General features: G+C 71.6%; 19 protein-coding genes. 14 read left to right on the plus strand and 5 right to left on the minus strand.

The genetic code is table 11. The features are described from left to right. Positions 1-7: 7 nt before the first annotated feature. Positions 8-697: a cell division ATP-binding protein FtsE gene (ftsE, locus tag ACFVJX_RS20170; protein WP_024489199.1), complete on the minus strand. Its 690-nt coding sequence runs from the start codon at positions 695-697 to the stop codon at positions 8-10. Positions 698-957: 260 nt separating this feature from the next. Between ftsE and ACFVJX_RS20175 the strand changes: the two genes are divergently transcribed. Continuing rightward, positions 958-1,161, plus strand: a complete 204-nt coding sequence (locus tag ACFVJX_RS20175; RefSeq protein WP_145763792.1) for a hypothetical protein — start codon at positions 958-960, stop codon at positions 1,159-1,161. Positions 1,162-1,202: 41 nt separating this feature from the next. Here the strand turns inward: ACFVJX_RS20175 and ACFVJX_RS20180 are convergent, their stop codons facing one another. Both ACFVJX_RS20180 and ACFVJX_RS20185 read right to left on the minus strand, forming a co-directional pair. After that, positions 1,203-2,762, minus strand: coding sequence for a class I adenylate-forming enzyme family protein (locus tag ACFVJX_RS20180; protein WP_384132744.1), 1,560 nt, complete (start codon positions 2,760-2,762; stop codon positions 1,203-1,205). 4 nt (positions 2,763-2,766) lie between these two features. Then, the gene (locus ACFVJX_RS20185; RefSeq protein WP_384132741.1) at positions 2,767-4,302 is read right to left on the minus strand and encodes an arginine decarboxylase; all 1,536 of its coding nucleotides are present in this window, start codon (positions 4,300-4,302) and stop codon (positions 2,767-2,769) included. A 312-nt stretch (positions 4,303-4,614) separates the two neighbouring features. Between ACFVJX_RS20185 and ACFVJX_RS20190 the strand changes: the two genes are divergently transcribed. Further along, entirely contained in the window at positions 4,615-5,946 is a 1,332-nt protein-coding gene (locus ACFVJX_RS20190; protein WP_384132738.1) for an IS701 family transposase, read from the plus strand. Here the strand turns inward: ACFVJX_RS20190 and ACFVJX_RS20195 are convergent. Beyond that, on the minus strand, positions 5,922-7,877 hold the full coding sequence (locus ACFVJX_RS20195) for a GAF domain-containing protein (protein WP_384132735.1): 1,956 nt from the start codon (positions 7,875-7,877) through the stop codon (positions 5,922-5,924). The genes ACFVJX_RS20190 and ACFVJX_RS20195 overlap by 25 nt on opposite strands. A gap of 280 nt (positions 7,878-8,157) precedes the next feature. On the opposite strand from ACFVJX_RS20195, the gene ACFVJX_RS20200 reads away from it, so the two are divergent. Then, positions 8,158-8,904, plus strand: a complete 747-nt coding sequence (locus ACFVJX_RS20200) for a 50S ribosomal protein L11 methyltransferase (RefSeq protein ID WP_384132789.1) — start codon at positions 8,158-8,160, stop codon at positions 8,902-8,904. Between the two features lie 47 nt (positions 8,905-8,951). On the opposite strand, the gene ACFVJX_RS20205 is transcribed toward ACFVJX_RS20200, so the two are convergent. Beyond that, positions 8,952-9,866: a hypothetical protein gene (locus tag ACFVJX_RS20205; RefSeq protein ID WP_384132732.1), complete on the minus strand. Its 915-nt coding sequence runs from the start codon at positions 9,864-9,866 to the stop codon at positions 8,952-8,954. Positions 9,867-10,097: 231 nt separating this feature from the next. On the opposite strand from ACFVJX_RS20205, the gene ACFVJX_RS20210 reads away from it, so the two are divergent. The 11 genes from ACFVJX_RS20210 to ACFVJX_RS20260 are packed head-to-tail and all read left to right on the plus strand — an operon-like array spanning position 10,098 to position 21,764. Further along, positions 10,098-10,286, plus strand: coding sequence for a lysine biosynthesis protein LysW (locus tag ACFVJX_RS20210; protein ID WP_362961380.1), 189 nt, complete (start codon positions 10,098-10,100; stop codon positions 10,284-10,286). Then, positions 10,283-11,164: a RimK family alpha-L-glutamate ligase gene (locus ACFVJX_RS20215; RefSeq protein ID WP_384132728.1), complete on the plus strand. Its 882-nt coding sequence runs from the start codon at positions 10,283-10,285 to the stop codon at positions 11,162-11,164. The genes ACFVJX_RS20210 and ACFVJX_RS20215 overlap by 4 nt, the downstream gene beginning before the upstream one ends. 20 nt (positions 11,165-11,184) lie before the next feature. Beyond that, positions 11,185-11,814, plus strand: coding sequence for a degT/DnrJ/EryC1/StrS aminotransferase (locus tag ACFVJX_RS20220; protein WP_384132725.1), 630 nt, complete (start codon positions 11,185-11,187; stop codon positions 11,812-11,814). Further along, positions 11,811-13,130 (plus strand): DegT/DnrJ/EryC1/StrS family aminotransferase, encoded by a 1,320-nt coding sequence (locus tag ACFVJX_RS20225; protein ID WP_384132722.1) that lies wholly within the window; start codon positions 11,811-11,813, stop codon positions 13,128-13,130. Before ACFVJX_RS20220 ends, ACFVJX_RS20225 begins: the two co-directional genes overlap by 4 nt. Further along, complete coding sequence (gene argC / locus ACFVJX_RS20230) at positions 13,123-14,196, plus strand: N-acetyl-gamma-glutamyl-phosphate reductase (RefSeq protein ID WP_384132719.1); 1,074 nt, start codon at positions 13,123-13,125, stop codon at positions 14,194-14,196. Before ACFVJX_RS20225 ends, argC begins: the two co-directional genes overlap by 8 nt. Then, positions 14,193-16,046 (plus strand): M20/M25/M40 family metallo-hydrolase, encoded by a 1,854-nt coding sequence (locus ACFVJX_RS20235; protein WP_384132716.1) that lies wholly within the window; start codon positions 14,193-14,195, stop codon positions 16,044-16,046. Before argC ends, ACFVJX_RS20235 begins: the two co-directional genes overlap by 4 nt. Further along, positions 16,046-16,897 (plus strand): thiamine pyrophosphate-dependent enzyme, encoded by an 852-nt coding sequence (locus ACFVJX_RS20240; RefSeq protein WP_384132713.1) that lies wholly within the window; start codon positions 16,046-16,048, stop codon positions 16,895-16,897. Before ACFVJX_RS20235 ends, ACFVJX_RS20240 begins: the two co-directional genes overlap by 1 nt. Next, positions 16,894-17,865, plus strand: a complete 972-nt coding sequence (locus ACFVJX_RS20245; protein WP_384132711.1) for a transketolase family protein — start codon at positions 16,894-16,896, stop codon at positions 17,863-17,865. The genes ACFVJX_RS20240 and ACFVJX_RS20245 overlap by 4 nt, the downstream gene beginning before the upstream one ends. 37 nt (positions 17,866-17,902) lie before the next feature. Next, positions 17,903-19,156 carry an ATP-grasp domain-containing protein gene (locus ACFVJX_RS20250; RefSeq protein ID WP_384132708.1) on the plus strand — a complete coding sequence of 418 codons (1,254 nt, stop codon included), beginning with the start codon at positions 17,903-17,905 and terminating at the stop codon, positions 19,154-19,156. Then, entirely contained in the window at positions 19,156-20,466 is a 1,311-nt protein-coding gene (locus ACFVJX_RS20255) for a hydrolase (RefSeq protein ID WP_384132706.1), read from the plus strand. Before ACFVJX_RS20250 ends, ACFVJX_RS20255 begins: the two co-directional genes overlap by 1 nt. Next, entirely contained in the window at positions 20,463-21,764 is a 1,302-nt protein-coding gene (locus ACFVJX_RS20260) for an MFS transporter (protein WP_384132703.1), read from the plus strand. Before ACFVJX_RS20255 ends, ACFVJX_RS20260 begins: the two co-directional genes overlap by 4 nt. Positions 21,765-21,792: the final 28 nt, after the last annotated feature.

Here is a 21,792-nt window from a genome sequence, read left to right on the forward strand (position 1 = left end):
TGAGTGCTCAGTGCTGGTAGCCGTAGACGCCGCGCGCCTGGTCACGTACGAGACGGCCCTGCTCGAGCTCGATGACGCGTTTGCGCATCTGGTCGACGATGTTCTGGTCGTGGGTCGCCATGATCACGGTGGTCCCGGTCCGGTTGATCCGGTCCAGCAGCTTCATGATGCCGACCGAGGTCTGCGGGTCGAGGTTGCCGGTCGGTTCGTCCGCGATCAGCAGCATGGGCCGGTTCACGAAGGCCCGCGCGATCGCCACGCGCTGCTGCTCACCACCGGAGAGCTCACCGGGCATCCGGTCCTCCTTGCCGCCGAGACCGACGAGGTCGAGGACCTGCGGGACCGCCTTGCGGATCTCGCCGCGCGGCTTGCCGATGACTTCCTGGGCGAACGCCACGTTCTCCGCGACGGTCTTGTTGGGAAGCAGCCGGAAGTCCTGGAAGACCGTGCCCAGCTGGCGGCGCATGTGCGGCACCTTCCAGTTGGACATGCGGGCGAGGTCCTTGCCGAGGACGTGGACCATGCCCTGGCTGGCGCGCTCCTCGCGGAGGATGAGCCGCATGAAGGTGGACTTGCCGGAGCCGGAGGAGCCCACCAGGAAGACGAACTCGCCCTTCTCGATATCGAGAGACACATCCCGTAGAGCGGGACGGCTCTGCTTCGGGTAGGTCTTGGAGACGTTGTCGAATCGGATCACGGATGCACCACGGTCGGCCGGGAGTAGGTGAGCGTGACCATACGCGAACCCGGCTGACGCGTGCAGGCGCGCGTACCGGGATGGGTGATTTATGCCGGAACGCAAGCGGGAGCGAACCAGGAGCTTCCGGGACCTGTCCGGCGGGCCGCGCCGAAATCCTCGCGAGCTGGCACAGTGGTAGGGGGAACGGTCGCGTTTCCGTGAGCGTTGTGCGGAGAGAAAGCCTTGTGCGGCTCCGCCGCGCGGGAGGAGGAAAGCGCATGACCTATGACCGGCTGGTGTGCGCGAACTGCGCGGCGCCCGTGGCCGAGGGGCGCTGCCCCGTGTGCCGGGCCAGCCGCGCGCGGCTGGAACAGCAGGGGCAGGGACAGGGCCCCCTCGGCGGGATGAACCCGATGATGCTGATCGCCCTGCTGGTGGTGCTGCTGTGCGCGCTGGCACTGCTCGCCCACCAGGCGGCGTGACCCGAGGCGACGCCCGGGTCACCTGGGGTAATCCACCCTGTTCAGGCCGCCGTCTCTCGCGCGGGTAGGCGCACGAGCACCTCGGCCAGTAGCTCCCCCGCCCTCAGCTTGCCCGTCGGGCTGTACGGGATCGAGGCGACCGGCACCACATGGGCGGGCAGGCAGGGCACCCTGCTCGCGCAGGCGACCAGGACCGCCCAGCGGCCCTCTGCCTCGCGCTCCGGGGAGACCGGCACGAAGGGCACGATCAGCGCGTCACCGACGTCCGGCAGATCCACGCGCAGGACCGCGGTGTCCCGCACACAGTCCAGGTCCATCAGGTCGTATTCGAGCCCGAAGACGTTGACGTCCAGCGGCGCGGTGCCGTCGACCTTGGAGACGCCGTCCGTGCGGCCGGTGAGTTCGAGGCGCCCCTCCTCGTCGAGCACACCGCTGTCGCCGGTGAGCAGGAAGCGCCGGGTGCCTTCGCCGTCGCCGGGATCGAGCTCCAGGAAGACCGGCCGGCCACTCGCGTAGTCGTCCATCAGCTGGAAGCTCGCGACGGCGACGCGACCCCGGACGCCCGGTGGCACGAGATGCCCCTGTGCGTCGACCACGGCGACGGCGCTGCCCTCCATCGCCCGGCCCGCGCGGCCGGGGTCGTCGTGCAGTTCGTCGGGGGTGATGAGGGTGTTCAGTCCGGTCTCGGTGGTCCCGTAGTACAGGTGCAGCACGGGTCCGAGCCGTTTCCAGGCGGTGTCGACCAGCCAGCGGTTGAGGTGCCTGCCGCCGGAGAGCACGAAGCGCAGCCGGGAGCCGGTGGCCAGGTCCGCCGATTCGGGGTGCGACACCAGCGACGCCAGGACGGGCGGCACCACGAGCGTGGTGGAGACGCCCTCCGTGCGGATCAGCCGGGCCATCTGCGCCGGGTCCCCCGGCGGGCAGAGGACGATCCGGCCGCCGACGGCGAGGAACACCCGCGCCCAGCCGGGGCCCGACGAGTGGTGGAGGGGCACGGTCACCAGGTGCACGTCGTCCCGGCCGAACGCGAACTGCTCGACCAGCAGGGCAAGTCGGCGGGCCTCGAACGAGGCGTGCCGGATGACCATCCGGGGTGTGCCGCTGGTCCCGGACGTGAAGCAGTACATCGCGAACGGCTGGTCGACCGGGTCCACGTCACGGGGTTCGGCGGCCGCAAGGGAGGCGTAGCTGGTGGGGCTCCCGGCAGGACCGTCGAGGTGGACGGAGAGCACGTCGCCGTCCTGCGGGCCGGCGGCGGACGCCAGCAGGGCCCGGTGCGGGGCGGTGCTGAACAGCACGGTGGGGCGCAGCTGTTCCAGCGCGCGGGCGGTCGCTTCGGGCGTCGCGGTGAAGTCGAGGCCGACGCAGGGGATGCCGAGGGTCGAGCAGGCGGCCATGACGACGACGAGCTGCCAGCTGTTCCGGGCGGCGAACGCGGCGCGGGCCGGGCGTCCGGGCGGCAGGAGCGCGTGCAGGGCGGCCGTCACCCGGCTCACCTGGTCCTCGAACTGCTGCCAGGTCAGCCGTGTCGGGCCGTCGACGACGGCCACGTGTTCGGGGCGGTCGGCCGCGTGCCTGCGGATGTCGACGAGTCTGAGCATCGGGTCACTCCGTATCTGCCGTTCCACTGAGGAGGGAGGATGCCGGAGCCGGGTGGGGCGCTGCGCCTCCTTGGCGCAGCGTGTAGATCTCGACGCCGCTGGTGCGCAGCGCGTCGAGTTCCTCGCGGGTCCGGTCAGAGAGCCTCTCGCCCGGCACGGTGATCGGTATGCCCGGCGGGTAGGCGATGATGAAGTGTTCGGCGGTGTCCCCGGCCAGCGCCTCGGACGTGGCCCGGTAGGTGCGCTGGATGGTGCGCAGGGCGTCGAGCAGCCGCAGCAGCGTCCCCTCGTCCACGCCGATGTGGACGTGGAAGACGACGGCGTCGCCGCTCTCCCGGGCGACGTAGAGGGCGTACTCGTCGAACAGGATGCGGCGGAACTCCGCGGCGGTGATGCCGAGGGCGCCGATGTCCACCAGGACCCGGGTGGGGTCCTCGTGGACGAGGAGGGCCGGATCGCTCAGGTGCCCCTCCGGTCCCAGTACCCGGAAGGCCGAGAGCCGGGGGTCCGAGCGGATCTCGGCGCGCAGGGTCCGGGCCAGCCGCAGGGAGCGCTCGAGCAGCGCCTCCCCCTCGGTCTCGGCCTGCAGCCTGGCCAGGTCGAGACTGGCCAGCACGGGCCAGCTCGGTGAGGTCGTGTGGTGCTGGAACAGGGACTGCGCGACGCGTTCGCGCAGCTCGCCGTCGCCCATCAGGTGCAGGTACGAACCCTGTCGCAGCGCCGACATGGACTTGTGGGCGGAGTGCGTCACCGCGACCGTCATCGGCAGCCCCGGCTCCCTCTCGCGCAGCCGCCGCACCGCCTCCAGCGCGGTCAGCGAGCGCAGCGTGGAGTGGTAGTGGTGGACGGCGCCCCAGGCCTCGTCGACCAGGACCGATACGGCCGGGTGCAGTTCGGCCAGGGCCGCGAGCAGGGCGGGCAGGTCGTAGCGGACCCCGTCGTAGGAGACGGCCGACAGCACGACCGTGTCGTAGGGCACCCCTTCGGCGACGGCGAGCGCGAACATGTCGAGGAGCTGCCGGAGGTCGGCGAAGGTCCGCGGGCAGTCGGCGCAGCAGCGGCGCATCGGCGCGTACTCGGTCACGGCGTCGAGGTCGCCGAGGGCGAAGTGCACGGACTGGTGGCAGCTGCGGTCGGCCAGTACCCGGCCGCCGGTGGGTACCAGGGCGCCGAGCGCGACGCGGTTGGCGGTGCTGGTGCCGGCGGACAGGAAGAGGGTGGCGTCCGCGCCGAAGCTGCTCGCCGCCAGCCGTTGTGCGGCGCGCAGTGGTCCGCGCGGGCGGAAGAACGAGTCGAGCATCGTGCCGCTGTAGGACACCTCGGCGGCGAGCTGCGCCTGCCCGAAGAGTGCCTCGTAGACGTCGCGGATCTTCGAGTTCCTGATGGATCCCCCGTGCGAGAGGGGCAGGGCGTGGAAGGAGGCGATGTCCCGCTGGGCCACGGCGAGGACCGCCTCGGCCAGCGGGGCGCCGCCCCGGCCGGACTCGCCCCGGGCCCCGGGCCCCGGACGTACAGCAGAACCGCTACCGGGTTCAGGCATGGCTGTGCACTCCAGAAGGTGAGGGAACACCCGGTCAGGGGTGCCGTTGGCCCACTCTGCGCAGCCGTCCCGCGGTACGTCAGGGGCTCGCCCCGGCCCTGTCAGTTGCGGGTGACTTCGTCAGGTGTTCCGTCACATGCGCGGCACTTCCGCACTACCGGGATGGTGCCCGCACCACACCCCCCACCGCCCCACAACGGGTGATCCGGGCTGCCGGGACCGGCCCGGTGGTGGCCGGAGCACCATCGCGGGAGCGGATCTGGTGCCCGGCGCACCTCGCCCCGGGCGGGCCGGCCGGGTCACCGTTGGCGTATGAGTGGAGCCCTGAACCAAGTCCGGGACGTATTCGCCGGTTTCCCGGACGCAGACGAACCGTCCGATGTGGTTTCCGAGCTGGCCGCCACGGTGTTCTCCCAGTCGCTGCGCCGCAGGGATCAGCGCACGAAGGGCGAGCAGTACCTGCGCGGTCTGCTGACCGTGGGCGGGCGCAAGACGATGCGCAACATCGCCTCTCTCACCGGTGGTTCGGCCGCCGAGCAGAGCCTCCAGCACTTCATCTCCAGTTCCACCTGGGACTGGACGCCGGTCCGGGAGGCGCTGGCCGGTCATGTGCAGCGGACTGTTCCGCCGCAGGCCTGGGTCCTTCAGCAGATGTCGATCCCCAAGGCCGGTGACCAGTCGGTGGGTGTGGTGCCGGTACGGGCCGGGGGCGGCTCGGCGGGTCAGCGGGCCTTCGGGCTGTGGTTCGCCTCCGAGGAGATGAGCGTGCCGGTCAACTGGCGGCTGCATCTGCCCGAGTGCTGGATCGATGACACGGCACGCCGCCGGCGCGCGGACATTCCGGCGGAGACCGTGGCGGAGTCGCCGGACGAGGGGGCGGTGGCCGTGGTGCTGGAGACGATGAACCGCTCCCCGGCGCCTGGCCGGCCGCTGCTGTTCAACGCCGGTGGTCATGATCTTCCGCTGCTGATGCGGGAGTTCGCCGGTGCGGGTGTTCCGGTGCTGGCCCGGATCGGAGCGTCCAGCAGGCTCGCGGTCGCCGATCCGGCGCTGCCGGGGTACGGGGCCGGCGCGGTGTCGGCGCAGCAGATCGTCGAGACGGTCAAGGGTCTCCGCCACCAGGTCCGCTGGAGCGGGTCGAGCGCGCTGGTCGTGGCGGTACGGGTGGTGTTCGGGCGGCGGGTCGGGGCCCCGCGGGCCGGCGAGCCGGGCCGGGGTCAGCGCAGCATGCTGCTGCTCGGGGTGTGGAACGATCCGCTCCGGCCGGCGGGCGAACTCTTCCTCACCGATATGACACAGGCCCCGCTGCCCGCGCTGCTGCGGATGAGCCGGCTGACCCGCCGGGTCGCCCGGGACTTCACCGAGGTGGGCGAGCGGGTCGGGCTGCGGGACTTCGAGGGCCGTTCGTTCCGGGGCTGGCACCGGCACATCACGTTGGCGTCCGTGGCCCACGCGGCCGCGCTGCTCGGCGGTCCGAGCCGGGGCGGGCACGCCCCGCGGCCGCCCTACCCGGTCGCCGTTCCGGACCTGGCCCACCCGCAGCCACGGCCCCGGGACCAGCTGGGCGCACCGGTCCCGGAGTCCGGGCACGCGGTCCGGCCCCTTCGGGTGCCCAGCCCCTACGTGGCGGGCGCGTCGGCCTGAGGCGGCGGGGTGGAGCCGGTCCGGCGCAGTGTGTGCCGGGCGCGCTGGAGGCGCAGCGCCAGCTGTACTTCGAGTGCGCGTACGGGCTCCTGCCAGCCGGCGCCCAGGAGGTCGGTGATGCGCTCCAGCCGTCGCGAGACGGTGTTGGGGTGCACGTGCAGGCTCTCCGCCGCACGCGTGGGGCTGTTCCCGGCGGCGAAGTACGCCTCCAGGGTGCGCACCAGCTCGGTGAACTGCTGTGTGTCGTAGTCCAGTACGGGGCCGATGGTGGCGCCTATGAAGGAGTGCGCGTCCGGCCGGTCGGAGAGCAGCATGCCGAGGAAGCCGAGTTCCTCGGGCGACGCGGTGGCACCGGTGCTCCCGAGCGCGGTCAGCGCGTCCAGGCAGCGCCGTGCCTCACGGTAGGTGAGGAGGATGGAGACGGGGTCGGTGATCGGTCCGGCCGCGCCCACGGTCACCGGATGGCCGAGTACCGACGACATCTCGCGCGAGACGTCGCGGGCCCGGGAGCCCGGATCGGTGCCGGGCAGCAGCAGGACGATGCAGCCCGCCTCCGTGGTCCTGAGCCCGGAGAGCCGGTGGGCGTACGACGACGCCCATACGACGGCCTTGCCCTGCGCGCCGCCCTCCGGCCTGGCCACGACGGTGACATGGGGTTCGGTCAGGTCGACCGCGAGCCTGCGGGCCCGTTCGGCGAGCTGTCCCGGGGTGAACTGCGATGTGCTGAGCAGTTCGTGGAAGAGCTGGTCGCGCATGTGCCCCTCGGCCGCGGCCGCGCTGCGCTGCACCTGGAGCAGGATCGCGGTGGTCTGCGCGACCGTCCGCAACAGCTGGAGGGTGTGGTCGGTGGCGGGTCCGTCGGGTGCGAGGACCAGGGTGGCGAGGATCTCGTCGCCCGCGTCGGCCGGGCAGCACCACAGTCCGGCGGCCGAGCGGATGGGTGCGCGCTCGGTGTGGGCGTCGAGGACCGCCTTCAGTAACTCGCCCTCGTCCAGCGGGGGTACGTCGCCGGTGACGGCCAGCTGTCTGCCGGCCACATCGCGTACGAGCAGGGCGCCGCCGAGTGCCTCGCCCGCGGCGGCGGTCAGCTCGTGCAGATCCCGGCCGCGCAGCACCATGTCCGTCAGCCTGCTCTGGGTCTCGCGCAGATGGCGGGCGGCGTAGGAGGAGTCCAGGGCGCGTGAGGAGTCGAGTTCCAGCTCGGAGATCTCCTGCTTGGCCTGGGCGAGCAGCCGGGTCTTCTTGATCGCCACCGATACGAGGTCGCCGAGCGAGGACATCTGGGTGATCTCGTCGGGCGTGAAGTGCCGTACGTTCCGGTCGGCCAGGTAGAGGGAGCCGAAGACCTGGGTCCCGTCGTGCAGCGGGACCGCCATCAGGGCGTGCAGCCCTTCGGCGCGCACCACGTCGTCGATGACGGCGGAGTGCGGGAAGCGTTCGTCCTTCAGGTAGTCGGGGGACCAGAAGGGGGCACCGAGTGATCTGGACCGGTTGCCCACCCCGCCGGAGCCGGGGATCCGGAAGCCGACGGTGATCGCGGAGGCGTGCCCGTCGGCCGCGCGGACGTACGAGCAGTCCTCGGCCGGGTCGTGGAAGCTGATCCAGGACATGTCGAGGTTGAGCAGGAGCCGCGCGCGGCGGGTGATGACCTTGAGCAGGGTGTCCAGTTCGTAGGGCAGGGTGAGTTCCCTGGCCGTGTCGACGAGGGCGGCGAGCCCGGCCTCGCGCTGGTGGCGGCGGGCGAAGAGGCTGTGGATGTCGAGGGCGAGGCCCCGCGCGCGGTCCAGCAGCGCGGCGGACTCGGCGCCGTCCACGCCCTCGGCGCGGGCGGTGCTCACCAGGTCCGCGAAGCGGTCGGGCGGGGCCTCGGTCGCGAGCAGTTCGAGCAGGCCGAACAGGGCCCTGCTCACCGGGTCGGCTTCGCTCGGCACTGTCGGTCCCCTCCCCCAGGGCCGCCCCGGCTGTTCCAGGACGTATGAACCACGAAAGTCCTGCCGCGAACCTAAAACCTGTGAGCGGACTGAGTCAACCAGTGGCTTGAATTGCGAAGTTGCTGGTCAGAGCGGGTGAGGGTGGCCGGAGCACCACCCGGGTGGCCGAGGCTGTGGCCGGGACACCTTCCTGGGGACACGGCCGCGACGGCATCGTCATGACCGGGGCGCCGCTCCGATCGCTCATCCCATGACTCACCGAAACGGGGACCCACACGTGATGCGAGTCCAGTGCTACGAACGCTCGTTGCAGCGCAGCCACACCTCCCTCACCCGGGACGACCGGCCGCGTGTCTTCTCCATGGCCGGCCGGGAGTGGGATCTGCTGGACGAGGTCTTCGCACCCGTGTACTCGCCGTCGACCGCGACGGCGATCGGTTTCCTGGGACTGGCCGGCGGGGGCGCGTCGGAGCCGGTCGTCCCGTCTTCGGAACCGCCCTTGTCCGGCGGGGCGTTCCTGGAGATCGGCTGCGGCAGCGGGGTCATCGCGGTGCTGGGTGCGCTGGCCGGCTGCCCGCGCGTGGTCGCCGCCGACATCAGCCGTCCCGCGGTACGGAACACGGCGCTGAACGCGGAACGCCACGGTGTGCGGGACCGGCTGGCCGCGGTGCACAGCGATCTGTTCTCGGGGCTGGGCGGCGAGCGCTTCGACACCGTCTTCTGGAGCTCCAACTACGTGCGCGCGCCCGACACGTACACCTACGGTTCCATTCACGAGGCCGCCTACGTGGACCCCGGCTACCGCACCCACCGCCGCTTCCTGGCCGAGGCGCCGCACGCCGTCACCGGGAACGGCCGGGTCCTGCTGCACTTCAGCGACCGCGGCGACGTCGACCGGCTGCACGAGATCGCCGCCGAGTGCGGACGCACGCTGAGCACGGTCGCCCGTGAGCTGATGGTCGAGGGCGAGTACGGCAGCGAACCTGTCGAGCACATGCTGCTCGAAGTCGCCGTCGCGAACGGCTGAGGAGGGGCCGCGCGGACCGGCCGGCCGCCGTGCCGCACCCCCCGCGCTCAGGAGCGGGCCGTGCGGCCCGCTCCGCCGCGCGCGGCCTCCAGCGCGAGTGAGACCTCCGCCATGTCGATGCCCAGTTCGCCGAGCCCCGCCAGCGCGGCCCGTCCCGCCGCGTCCCGCTTCAGCAGGGTGTCACCGCGCGGGGCACCATGGGCGACCGCCTCCTCCAGCGCCTCCACGGAGACCGCCTGTCCGGTCCGCCAGCCCACCAGGGCGGTCAGCTGGTGCGGCCGGGGCGCGGTCCACAGCAGACGTGGCGGCCGGGCGCCGGCGGCGCGGAGTACCCGCCACCACTCCTGGCCCAGCTTCTCCTCACGTATCCGGAACGCCACCCTGGCCACCGCGAGCGCCGCCGTACCGCGGCGTTCCAGGGCCTTCTGCGAGGCCAGCCGGTCCAGCCGGGCGTCGACCTCCTCGTCGAGCTGCCCCACCGGCACCGAGATGACGGCGGTGAGCCGCTCCAGCGAGAGCCCGGCGGAGAGGGCCCGTTCCAGCCCGGTGAAGTACGCGTCCATGGCCTCGACGCAGTCGTCCAGGGTGCAGACGGGCGCGATGTCGACGCCGAGCCCGACGGCCAGCGCGGCGGTGGCCGCTCGCAGGCCCGGTCCGTCCGGCGTGCTGCGCAGCAGGAGATTGGGCCGGTCCACGGCCCGGCAGACGTCGCGGCCGACCGCGGCGGAGACCAGTCCGTCGTCGCCGTCCCCCGCCTCGTACAGCCGGAGCAGCGCGTCGCAGGCGTCACGGACGGAGTCGGCCGTGCCGGCGGTGGAGAGCAGACCGCTGAAGGTTCCCTTGGCGGTGAGCCGGCGGAGCCTGGCCCGGCTGAAGGGTGCGGCGGCGTCCTCCGCCAGCCAGCCTGCCACGCCTTCTGCGGCCAGTTGCCGCAACAGTGCGGCGGCCAGTGGGCTGATCATGGGAGCCGAGATTAGAGGAGGCCGCAGGTGCGCGGAAGGCCCGCCCCGGTTCTCCGTCAAGTCGGCGGATTCGGCGTCACATCGCGGGCTCCACGTCACCTCGTACGGCCGTAGTTGACTTATTCCGGAGCAGTTGACGCAATGCCCCCGCACCCTTTGCCCGCCTCCCTGAGCGAACGCGATATTCGACGAGGCCGCCGATCCGGTGGCCGCCGAGACGGGAGGAACGAAATGCCTGCAACCATTTCCGCGCCGCAGTGCCTGGTGTGCGACACGGACTTCGTCATCCAGGACGACTGGGAGAAGGGCGAGATAACCGAGTGCGGTGCCTGCGGGCAGGAGCACGAGGTCGTCGAGAAGGACGACGCCGTCGTCCGGGTCGCCCTGGCCCCCGAGGTGGAAGAGGACTGGGGCGAGTGACTTCCGCCCCCGAGGTCCTGCTCTCGGTCACCATGCTGCGGCCGGACGAGAAGCTCCTCCTCAACGCACTGCGCGAAGAGGGACTGAACGTCCGGCCGCTGCTGGCGGAGGACCTCGCGGAGGTGGTCGCGGGGGTGACGCCCCCGCCCGCCTTCGCCGTGATCCGCAACCTGTCCCACCGTGACGCCGTCGGCGTCGCCCGCCGTCTCGAATTCACCGGCGTCACCACGCTCAACCGGGCCGCCACCATCGAGACCTGCAACGACAAGGGCTTGCAGGCCCTGCTGTTCGCCCGGCACGGCATCCCGCACCCGGTCTCGCGCCACACCTTCAGCTACGACCAGGTGCGCAGCACGGTGGCGGAACTCGGCCTGCCGGCCGTCATCAAGCCCGTCAGCGGTTCCTGGGGCCGGGGCGTCACCAAGGTGACCGACACGGACTCGGTCGAGGCGTGGGTCGGCGGGCGCGAGTCCGCGGACGCCGGGGGCAAGCTGTTCCCCGTCCTGGTCCAGAGCTACGTCGACAAGCCGGGCCACGATCTGCGGGTCGTGGTGGTGGGACGCACTCCGGTCGTCGCCATCCAGCGGGTGTCCGACCACTGGCGCACCAATACGCATCTGGGTGCCCGGGTCGAGCGCATCGGGATCACCGGCCCGATCGAGAAGCTCTGCGGACAGGTCGTGGACGCGCTCGGTGAGGGCTTTTACGGAATCGATCTCATCGAGGACCTCTCCACCGGGGAACTCCTGGTTCTCGAGGTGAACGCGAATCCCGAGTTCGCCCGTTCGTCCGCCGTGCACGGCGTGAATGTGGCAGGCCATCTGGCCTCGTACATCGCGCAATTGTGCAGCGAGACCCCGCTGCCCGCGGCCGCGTGACACGAAGGAAGACAGATCTCATGGAACTGTTCGACACAGCGACCGTACTCACCAGGGTGATGACCTCCGGTGTGGTCATGAGCATCGAGAAGAGCGACCGCGAACTACCGGGTCTGGAAAGGCTGCTGACCAAGCGGGCCGGACGGACCCACGCCGTGCTGCTCAACAGCCGCAGCGCCGCCGTGCACGCGGCCCTCGCCGGCCAGGGCATCGGCCACGGCGACACCGTCCGCGCCCCGGAGCTGAGCCCGAAGGACACCGCCTTCCTGAACTGGCTCGGCATCGAGGTGACGGACGGGCCGGGACCGGTGGCGTTCGACCACATCGCCCTGGACGCCGGCCGGGACCAGCTGCTCGACGACCGGGCCCGGGACCGGTCCGCCCCCGCCCTGGTGGTGGACCTCACCGGTCTCGGTTTCGGCCCGGCCGCCGCGGTCCTCACCGACGACCGCGCGGTCCGGGACCGTGCCGAACGGCTGAAGATCTTCGGCGCCCACGACCTGCGGACCATGTGGACGCAGGAGGAGGCCGACCCGGACCTGATCCCCGGCGTGCAGTTCAACTACCGGCTGAGCCCGCTCGTCGCGGCCTGTGTCCGGATGGCCCTGAGCCAGGCCGCGCGCCCCCTCACCACCGGAGCCCCGTCATGATCACCGACTTTCCCTCCGCCCCGCTTCCGCTGCCATCCGCCGAGGAACTCACCGCCGAACTGGCCGCCTTCGGCGGCGAGGCGCTGATCCCCAAGGAACTGCGCCGCACGCTCTTCCCCGTCATCACCAAGGAAGACGTCTTCAACATGCTGCTGTCGCAGCGCCGCGCACCCGAGAAGGTCGTCTCCGACTTCGCCGAGGCCTACCGCGGCTACGTCGGGGCCGAGTACGCGCTGCCGACCGCGAGCGGCACCTCCAGCCTGCACCTCGCCCTGATCGGCGCCGGTGTGCAGCCCGGTGACGAGGTCATCGTGCCCGCGTTCACCTTCATCGCCACCGCGCAGGCCGTCGTCGCCGCGCACGCGATCCCGGTGTTCGTCGACATCGACCCGCGTACCTACTGCATGGACCCGGCCGCCGCGGCGGCCGCCGTCACCGACCGGACCCGGGCCCTCATGCCGGTGCACGTGCACGGGCTGCCGGCCGATGTGCCCGCGCTGCGGGCGCTGGCCGACCGGCACGGGATCGCGCTCGTCGAGGACGCCTCGCACGCCCACTCGGCCCGGATCGGGGACCGTATCGCCGGATCGTTCGGCGATGCCGCCGGCCAGAGCCTGATGGCCGACAAGAACTTCCCGCTCGGCGGCGAGGGCGGCATCGCCTTCTTCGCGACCGAGGAGGCCCACCGGCGCGCCGTCGACTACACCCGGCTCAACGGCATCGACTACGAGATGTCCTGGGTCGCCGCCGCGTTCGGCCACAGCCAGCTGGAGCGGCTGCCGTACTACGACGAGGTGCGGGCCCGTAACTCGCGCCTGATCGCGGACACGTTGAACGCCACCGGCTTCTTCCGTGCCCCGTACGTGCCCGATGGCCACGTCCACGCGTACAACATGTACCGCATCACGCTGCGGCCCGAGGCCATCGGCCTGGAGGACCTCCCGGTGTGGGCGGTCAAGGACGCGGTGCACGACCTGCTGGTCGCCGAGGGCGTACCGGCCCGGGAGTGGCAGAACACCCCGATCCCCTGCCACCTGCCGTTCGTCCACCGGGCGGGGTTCGGCAACGGCTACCCGTTCACCCTCAACCCGGGTGCGGTCCGCGACCACCGGCCGGAGGACTTCCCCGCCACCCTCGCCATGCTCGACTCCACGCTGGTCCTCTGCCGGGAGCTTCGCTCGCCGGTCGAGTACGAGCGGGCCCTGCGGTACGCCGACGCGTTCACCAAGGTCGCCAGGCGCCCCGACGCCATCCGCAAGCTCGTCCAGGACGGCGACTACCGCCGGCCCTACGAGAAGGTGGCGCGCCTTGGCTGAGCAGACGACACTCCAGAGTCCACCGCCCGAACGGAAGATTCGCGTCGCCGTGATCGGCGCGAGCGGCTACACCGGTGGCGAGGTCATCCGGCTGCTGCTCAACCACCCCCACGTGGAGCTCGCCTTCCTGTCCGCCGAGCGCGGTGCCGGAAAGCTGGTGGGCTCCGTCCACCCGTGGCTGCGCAACCACCCCCGTCTCGCCGGCATCAAGCTGCGGCCGCTGGACCAGCTCGGTGAGGTCGACGTGGCCATCACCTGCCTGCCCACCGGGGCACTGCCCGAGCGGCTGCCGCAGATCGCGGACCGCGCCAAGTACGTACTCAACCTGGCCGGGGACTTCCGGCTGACCAACCCGCAGGAGCAGGCGAAGCACTATCCGGCGTCGGTGGCGCACCCGCCCGCCGACGACTTCCTCTACTTCGTGCCGGACCTGTCGGAATCACTGCCGGAGGGCAGGTTCATCAACCTGCCCGGCTGCATGGCCGTGGCGACGATCTACGCGCTCTACCCGCTCTTCGCCGAGGGGCTGGTCGAACGGGACGTGGTGGTCGACGCCAAGACCGGCTCCACCGGCGGCGGCCGCGGCGGCTCCGAGCAGCCCGCGGAACGCTCCGGGAACTTCCGGGTGCACAAGCTGCACGGCCACCGTCATCTGCCGGAGATCACCCAGGCGTTGACGCACTTCACCGGCAACGCGCCCGAGCTGCGCTTCTCCACGCACAGCCTGGACGTGCCGCGCGGCATCCTGATCTCCGCGTACAGCCGGCTCAAGGACGGCGTCTCCCCGCTGGACGTCAAGCGCGCCTACGCCAAGGCGTACACGGGCAAGGCGTTCCTCCGGGTACGGCCGTCGCCCAAGGCGCCGCAGGACTTCCCGATGCTCAAGGCCGTCGTCGGTTCGAACATCGCCGAGGTCGCGGTCTCCGTCGAGGGCGACGAGTGCGTGTCCATCGCCGCGATCGACAACCTCATCAAGGGCGCCGCCGGCCAGGCGGTCCAGGCGATGAACCTGGCGCTCGGGTACACCGAGTGGACCGGTCTCAGCTGTGCGGCGGTGGCGCCGTGAGCCGCCCCCTGTACGTGGTCAAGGTGGGCAGCGCCACCCTGGACCGCGGTTCCGTCTACGCGGAGCTGGCCCCGCTCGTGGCACGCGGCGCCCGGGTCCTGCTGGTCGCCGGGGGCGCCGCCGGTATCGAGCGGCACTACGGCGCCATCGGCCGGGCCATGCCCGAACTGCGGCTCGCCAACGGGGACGCGGTGCGTTACTGCCCGCCCGAGGAGATGACGCACCTGGTCGACGCCTACGAGCGGGTCACCCTGCCCGCCGTCGAGGACGGGCTGCGCGCGCTCGGCCTCGACGTGTTCACCGCGGTCGCCGCCCGCGGCTCCCTGGTCACCGGGCGCGCCAACCGGCCGCTGAAGACGGTGAACGCCGAGGGCCGCAGCCGGGTGGTGCGCGACCACCGGGCCGGGGTGCCGGCCGAGGTCGACACGGCCCGGCTGCTGACCCTGCTGGACGCGTACGACGTGGTGTGCCTCTCCGCGCCGGTACGCGACCGGGACGGCGGCGCCCCGCTGAACGTGGACGCCGACGTGCTCGCCGCCGCGCTCTCCAACGCGCTGGGCGCCGACCATCTGCGGCTGGTCACCGGCACCGCCGGACTCCTCACCGACCCCTCGGACCCGGCGTCCACGCTGCGCCACGCCCACCAGGGCGAGGCGGCGCGGTACGCGGGCGGCAGGATGCGGCAGAAGGTCCGCGCAGCCGAGATGGCGCTGGAGGGCGGCAGCGCCGACGTCGCCGTCACCGGTCCGCACACGCTGGCCGATCCGTCCGGCTGGACCAGGTTCTGGCGGGGCGGCCGCGCCGATGAGGACCTGGAGCTGCTCGGCCGGGCGGTCGGCGTGCCCTCGGTCTCCGGCGACGAGCACGAACTCGCCGCCTACCTGCTGGACTGGTGCGCCGAGCGCGGCATCGACGCCAAGGTCGACGCCGTCGGGAACCTCGTCGCCACCAAGGGCACCGGGGAGCGCGGTCTGCTGCTGCTCGGCCACCTCGACACCGTCCCGCACCACTGGCCGGCCGAGTGGCGCGAGGGCGAACTGCACGGCCGGGGCAGCGTGGACGCCAAGGGCAGTCTCGCCGCCTTCCTGGAGGTGCTGGCCGCCGCCGATGTACCGGCCGACGGCCAACTGCGGGTGGTGGGCGCGGTCGAGGAGGAGATCTCCTCGTCGAAGGGCGCCTTCCACGCCCGTGACCACTATCCGGCCGACGCCGTCGTCATCGGTGAGCCCAGCGGCAGCGACAAGCTGACGCTCGGCTACTACGGCCTGTTCAAGCTCCGTGTCACGGCCGTGGTGGACAGCGGCCACTCGGCGGGCATGGACGCGGTCTCCGCACCCGACGCCCTGATCCGGGCCGTCGGGGACATCAGGGCCTCGGTGGCCGAGCAGGCCCCGGACGCCCTCAGCGCCGTCATCGACGTCCGCTGCGGGACGGGCCGGGAGCAGCACCACGCGGTCGGCATCCTCAACTTCCGGGTGCCGCCGGGCGCCGACCTGGACGCCCTGCGCACGGCTGCGCTGGCGCACGAGGACGACGGCGTGCGGATCGTGATGGAGCGGGCCACCCCCGGCCACAGCGGGGGCCGCACCAGCTCGCTGGTGAAGGTGTTCACCCGTGCCTTCGGACAGACGGGCGCCCGGCCCCGGTTCGTCGTCAAGAAGGGCACCTCGGACATGAACACGCTCGCCACCACCTGGCGCGGCGTGCCGATGGTCGCCTACGGCCCCGGTGACTCCGCGCTCGACCACACGGACCAGGAGCGCATCGGCGCGGAGGAGTACCGCACCGCGCGGTCGCTGCTCGGCGACGCGGTGGCCCGCTGGTTCGCACTTGCGGAAGGGAGCCGATGATGACCGTACTGACCGACACGATCGACGCGGGGACCCCCTCGGAGGCCGTCACCGGCCCAGCCGTCCACCCGGACCACGCCATGCTGGTGGAGCGGGCGCTGCGGGCCCGCAGGCTCGTCGTCGACATGGCCGCGAGCCCGCGCGGCTGCCACCTCGGGGGCAGCCTGTCCGTCCTGGACATCCTGATCGCGGCCCTGCACCGGACCGCGGCCGACGAGGGCACGGAAGTGGTCCTCAGCAAGGGCCACGCGGCCGCGGGACTGTACGCGGCGCTGTACGTGAACGGCATCCTGCCGGATAACCCGGCCCCGCTGTACGGACTGGCGGGCCACCCCTACACGGGCCACCCGGGCCCCAAGGTGCCCGGGGTGCGCTTCCCGACCGGGAGCCTCGGGCACGGTGTGCCGTACGCGGCCGGCTGGGCGCTGTCGCGCCGGCTCGGCGGGCGGCAGGGCCTCGGCATCGCCGTGACGGGTGACGGCGAGCTCCAGGAGGGGCTCGTCTGGGAGACCTGCCAGGTCGCCGCGGCCCAGCGGCTGGGCAACTTCGTCCTGGTGGTCGACCGCAACGGCGGACAGAACGACGGCATGGTCGCGGACGTCTCCCCGCTGCCCCGGCTCGCCGACCGCTTCACCGCCTTCGGATTCGAGACGGCCGAGGTGGACGGACACGACCTAGCGGCCCTCACCGCGGTGCTGTCCGACGGCCGTGCGGCGGCCACCCGGCCGCTCGCGGTCATCGCCGACACCGTCAAGGGCCGGGGCGTCCCCGCCGTGGAGGGCAAGGCCGCCTCCCACTACGTCACCATCGACGCGGCGCGCGCCGCCAAGTGGAAGCGAGCGATCCGATGACGGCGACCGCGGCGGAGGCCCGCGCCCCGCAGGTGGCACCGAAACCCCTCTCGGGCCGGGACGCCTACCGCGACGAGCTGACCAGGATCGCCTCCGACGACCCCCGGGTGCTCTGTCTGGAGGCCGACCTCGGCGGCAAGAACCACCCCTTCCAACTGGCCCACCCGGAGCGGTTCTTCAACCTGGGTATCGCCGAAGGGGCCATGGTCGACATGGCCGCCGGTCTCGCCGTGGGCGGCTACCGCCCGTTCGTGTCGACCTTCGCACCGTTCGCGGCGCTCCGGGCGGCCGAGAGCCTCAAGCTGACACTGGGCTACCTCGGTGCGGGAGTGAGCGTCGTCGCGCCCTACGCCGGTGTCTCCGGCGCCTGGTTCGGGACGACCCACCACTGCCTGGAGGACCTCGCCGTCCTGCGCAGCGTGCCCGGCGTGACGATCGCGGCACCGTACGGGGAGGCCGAGATGCGGGCCGTCGTGCGCGCCGCCGCCCGGTCGGGGAGGCCGCACTACATCCGTACCGGACGCAACGCCTCGTACGCCTCGCTGCCGGCCGACGGCTATGAACCGCCCCTGGTGACCTGGGACTCCACCGGCCGCGACGGCGAGACCTGCCTCGTCTCCGTGGGCGAGGAGGGCACCCGGCTGGCGCTGGAGGCGCGTGAGCGGCGGCCGGAGCTCGCTCACGCCCACCTCGTCTACCTGGACCACGACCACCTGTCCCGTGCGGCCGCCGAACTGTCCGGGAGGCACCGGCGGTTCGTCGTCGTCGAGGAGCACCGCCGCGAGGGCGGCGTCGCCGAGGCCCTGGCCCTCCTGCTGCCCGGGTGCGAGGTCGTGGGCGTGAACGCGGGCCACCGCTGGCCCACCGAGGGCGGCGACCACCACGAGGTGATGGCCGGGCTCGGATTCGATCTGCCGGCGGTCCTCGCCGCCGTCACCGGACCGGCCCCCGAACGCCGCATCCCCTGAACTTCCCCAACTCCCGTTCTACGTAAAGGAATCCGCCATGCACATCCTGATGGTCGAATGCAACCCGAACGGCATCGCCGGCATCGCCAACGCCCTCCAGCTGGGTCACGACGTCACCTTCGTCTCCGCCGACCCCGACTTCTACCTCGGCGCATCCCCGCTGGCCGAGGCGGCCTTCGCACATCCCAAGTGCGACGTCATCAAGAGCGTGGAGGCCTTCTCCATCGACGAGCTGGAGCGGCTCGCCAAGGAGATCCACGCCCGTAATCCGGTGCACGGCGTCATGACGTACAGCGAGTACCACACGGTGCACGCCGCGTCGGTGGCCCGTTCACTGGGGCTGCCCGGGATGAGCGTGGAGGGGGCCCTCAACGCCCGCCACAAGCACCGCACCCGCCTGACGCTGGAGAACACGGACGTGCGCCAGCCGCGCTTCGTCTCGGTGGCCGACCCGAAGGACATGGTGGCGGCGGTCCGCGAGATCGGCTTCCCGTGCGTGGTGAAGCCGTCCGACGGCACCGCGAGCCTGCACGTCCTGCTGCTCCGCAACGACCAGGAGCTCGACGACTACCTGGCCGACCTGGCGAAGGTGGACGACTACGGCCGCGGCGTGACCCGCATCCCGGAGATCGTCGTGGAGGAGTTCGTCGAGGGCGAGCTGGTCTCGGTCGAGGCGTGCGTGCTGCGGAGCGGTGAGATCGTCAACCTCGGCATCACCGACCGCAATCTGAGCGGCTTCCCGTACTTCATCGAGATGGGCCTGACCTACTTCCGCGGCCATCCGCTGGAGGCCGAGCTGTTCACGATGAACGAGAAGGTACTCAAGGGCCTCGGCGTCGACTTCGGTTTCATCCACGCCGAGTACATCCTCGCCGAGGGCGGACCGGTGCTCTGCGAGGTCAACGGCCGGCTCACCGGCGGCATCGTGCCGCAGCTGATGGAGCTCTCCAGCGGCGTCAACCCCTACCTGGAGGTCATCCGCCAGGCCCTCGGCGAGGACCCCGAACTGCCCGTCCCCGGTGATGTCATCGCCGGCGGGCACTGGTTCGGCTCGCCCGTCGACGGAGAGATCGTCTCCATCGGCTTCGACCGCCTCAAGGGCTCCCCGGGATTCGAGGAGGCGCTCGCGTACGCCAAGCCCGGCCGTACCGTCTCCCGGCTCTCCAAGAGCAACTTCGACTGGCTCGGCCACCTGATCTACACCGGCAAGGACCGGGACGAGGCGGCCGGACGCGTGCGGGCGGCCCTCGACGACATCGAGTTCACCATCTCCGCGAAGGTGGCCCGCTGATGCGCGTCGCCATCCCGGAACTCGACCCGGGCGCCCTGTACGAAGTCAGCGTGGAGGAAGGCCACTTCGCCGCCGTCCGGGCCGTCGCGGACCGGGCCGCGGACGACAGTGCGACGCCGGAGCTGTGGCCCGGCTTCACCGAGGCGCACGCCCACCTCGGGCTGCCCGCCAACTTCGACGACTCGCTGGACGACCCCCGCATCTCGGCGATGCAGTACCTCTACCACGGGGTCACGCACGTCGTGGACATGTTCGGCTTCCCGCTGGTCAAGGACGGCTGGGAACAGGGCAAGGAGGAGTCGCCGCTGCCCTGGCCCGAGGTGGCCCACTGCGGTTACGCGGCCACGGCGACCAAGGACCTGGACGGGCACTACGGCCACGGGGTCGAATTCCCGGCGCCCGTCTTCATGCTGGGCGTCCAGGACGACCTGGCGACGGTGCTGGCGGCCAACGCGGCCCGCGGCGCCACCTTCCTGAAGGTCATGTTCACCGAGGGCGCCGAACAGCCGGAGAGCGCCAAGCGCTTCTCCCGGCTGCCGGCCGACATCCTCTCCCACGTACCGCGGCTGGCCGCCGAGGCCGGGCTGAGGACCGTCATCGACTGCAACACCCGTGACGAGGTGATGCAGGCCTACTCCTTCGGCTTCCGGATCTTCGCCCACCCGGTGCGGGACGTCGGCCTGTCGGCCGCCGACTGGCAGCAGTTGGAGGGGGCCCGGTTCGTCTCGACGCTGAGCGGGCTGCGCCCCATGATCATGGAGCGCCAGGACTTCCTGCGCGAGTACGAGCGTCCCGGCTTCCGCGAGACCCAGGACCTCGCCAACCTGACGTACGTGTCGGAGATCGAGGAGCCCTTCGGCATCCAGTTCCAGGTCCAGGACACCCGGACCGCCGCGCTGGTCAACATGCGCGACAACAGCCTGGCGGCTCTGGAGCGCGGAAAGCTGCTGATCGGCACGGACTGCGGCAACACCGGCGCGTTCCACGGCGACGCGCTCAAGGGCGAGCTGGATCTGCTGGCCGGTGACGACCTGGGCAAGCCGGGGCTGCGCGAGGCTCTGCTGCGCACGGCGACCAGCACGGCCCGCGGCTTCTTCGACGAACTGTCGGGTCGCGAGCCGTCGACGGATCTCATCGCCGAGGGCCGTCCGGCCACGTTCAACCTGATCGCGCCGGCCGCCGCCGGCCGTCCCCTGTCGGAGCTTCCGCAGGCGACGTACATCAAGGGCAGGGCCGTCGACCGTGCGGCGATCGTGGCGGCGATCCGCGACCTGCGCGCCACCCCGACCCACGGAAAGGTCACCGTATGAGCCGCCAGGAACGCCATGTCCTGAGCCCGGAGAGCCGCAAGGTACTGCTGGGCGTCAACTCCGGAATCGCCCTCGCCCACATCGGCAACTACATCTGGTTCCCGCATCTGATCTCGACGCTCGGCGTGGAGTACAGCGGCTTCTGGGCCGGCTTCGTGATGTTCCTGACGTACGTGGGCCGGCTGAGCGCCACCTTCTTCTACGAGGGGGTCGCCGCCCGGTTCGGCACCCGGTCGAGCATCATCGTGGGCATCGCCGTGGAGGCCGTCGCGCTGGGCGGCATGGGCTTCGCGCACGGGGTGCTGTTCTACAGCCTGCTGGCCTTCTTCGTCGGCTTCGGCTCCGGGATCTCCTTCCCGGGCCTGAAGAACATCCTGGGCACACTGCCGGAGAAGGACCGCCCCAAGGCCTTCTCCTCGTTCCAGATGTCCTGCCAGCTCGGTGTCATCGCGGGTTCGGTGATCGGCGGCATCTTCCTCGGATCGTCCATGGCGATCCTGTTCCTGGTGGTGTTCGTCCTGTTCGCCGGGTACTGCGCCGCCGCGGCCTCGTTCATCCCGGCCGACGCGGGCGGGCAGCGCGAACCGGCTGCCGAACGGTCGCCGCTGGTCAACGTGCAGATCCTGAAGGGCCTTCAGCTCGGCGGTGGCGGCAGCTACTTCCTGCTCTCCAGCGTCTTCTGGGTGCTGTCGATCACCTTCCTCGTCGGGATGCCCCTGCACATGGAGGAGTTCGCCTCGGAGCTGCCGGTCTCCACCCCCTTCTGGATCACCGGCCTCGCCCTCCTGGTCCTGCAGTACCCGGCGTTCCGCTACATGTCGAAGCGGCTGCGGCCGGGCCAGGTCATGGGCGTCGCGTTCCTCGCGATGGCCGCGGCGTACGCCCTGTTCGGCGCGGGGCAGACGGCGACGTGGGTGGTCGTGGGCTGCCTGGTCGTGGTCTTCGGCGACATCCTGTTCACGCCGTCCTTCGACCTCTGGGTCGCCAACCGGATGCCGGCGGACCGGCTCGCGCGGGCCATGGGCGCGATGCACTTCTTCCGCAGCTTCGGCAACATGGTCGGCACGCTGTCGGCAGGTGCGCTCTACGACCTCTCGCGCTCCACCCACACCCCGGGCCTCAACTGGTACGTGGTCGGGGTGATCGCGCTGGTCTGCGCGGCCGTCAGCTTCCTCTCCGCCCGACGGGAGGGCGTCCCCGCGACGAGCACTCCGGTCGCCGACGTGGTGGACGTCGTGGGTTCCACGGAGGTGCCTCCCGCCGCGGAGCCGCGTGAGACGGCCAGGACCACGGCTTGACCCTCGCTCCCCCCACGTACGAGGCGCA

The organism is Streptomyces sp. NPDC127177, from assembly GCF_042672475.1.
Taxonomy (GTDB): domain Bacteria; phylum Actinomycetota; class Actinomycetes; order Streptomycetales; family Streptomycetaceae; genus Streptomyces.

Bases quoted from the DNA above. Each gene is read 5' to 3' on its own strand.
- ACFVJX_RS20185 (WP_384132741.1), bottom strand. From the start codon at position 4,302: ATGCCTGAACCCGGTAGCGGTTCTGCTGTACGTCCGGGGCCCGGGGCC.
- ACFVJX_RS20180 (WP_384132744.1), bottom strand. From the start codon at position 2,762: ATGCTCAGACTCGTCGACATCCGCAGGCACGCGGCCGACCGCCCCGAA.
- ACFVJX_RS20175 (WP_145763792.1), top strand. From the start codon at position 958: ATGACCTATGACCGGCTGGTGTGCGCGAACTGCGCGGCGCCCGTGGCC.
- ACFVJX_RS20250 (WP_384132708.1), top strand. From the start codon at position 17,903: ATGCACATCCTGATGGTCGAATGCAACCCGAACGGCATCGCCGGCATC.
- ACFVJX_RS20225 (WP_384132722.1), top strand. From the start codon at position 11,811: ATGATCACCGACTTTCCCTCCGCCCCGCTTCCGCTGCCATCCGCCGAG.
- ACFVJX_RS20245 (WP_384132711.1), top strand. From the start codon at position 16,894: ATGACGGCGACCGCGGCGGAGGCCCGCGCCCCGCAGGTGGCACCGAAA.
- ACFVJX_RS20240 (WP_384132713.1), top strand. From the start codon at position 16,046: ATGACCGTACTGACCGACACGATCGACGCGGGGACCCCCTCGGAGGCC.
- ACFVJX_RS20220 (WP_384132725.1), top strand. From the start codon at position 11,185: ATGGAACTGTTCGACACAGCGACCGTACTCACCAGGGTGATGACCTCC.
- ACFVJX_RS20255 (WP_384132706.1), top strand. From the start codon at position 19,156: ATGCGCGTCGCCATCCCGGAACTCGACCCGGGCGCCCTGTACGAAGTC.
- ACFVJX_RS20200 (WP_384132789.1), top strand. From the start codon at position 8,158: ATGCGAGTCCAGTGCTACGAACGCTCGTTGCAGCGCAGCCACACCTCC.
- ACFVJX_RS20210 (WP_362961380.1), top strand. From the start codon at position 10,098: ATGCCTGCAACCATTTCCGCGCCGCAGTGCCTGGTGTGCGACACGGAC.
- ACFVJX_RS20260 (WP_384132703.1), top strand. From the start codon at position 20,463: ATGAGCCGCCAGGAACGCCATGTCCTGAGCCCGGAGAGCCGCAAGGTA.
- ACFVJX_RS20190 (WP_384132738.1), top strand. From the start codon at position 4,615: ATGAGTGGAGCCCTGAACCAAGTCCGGGACGTATTCGCCGGTTTCCCG.
- ACFVJX_RS20205 (WP_384132732.1), bottom strand. From the start codon at position 9,866: ATGATCAGCCCACTGGCCGCCGCACTGTTGCGGCAACTGGCCGCAGAA.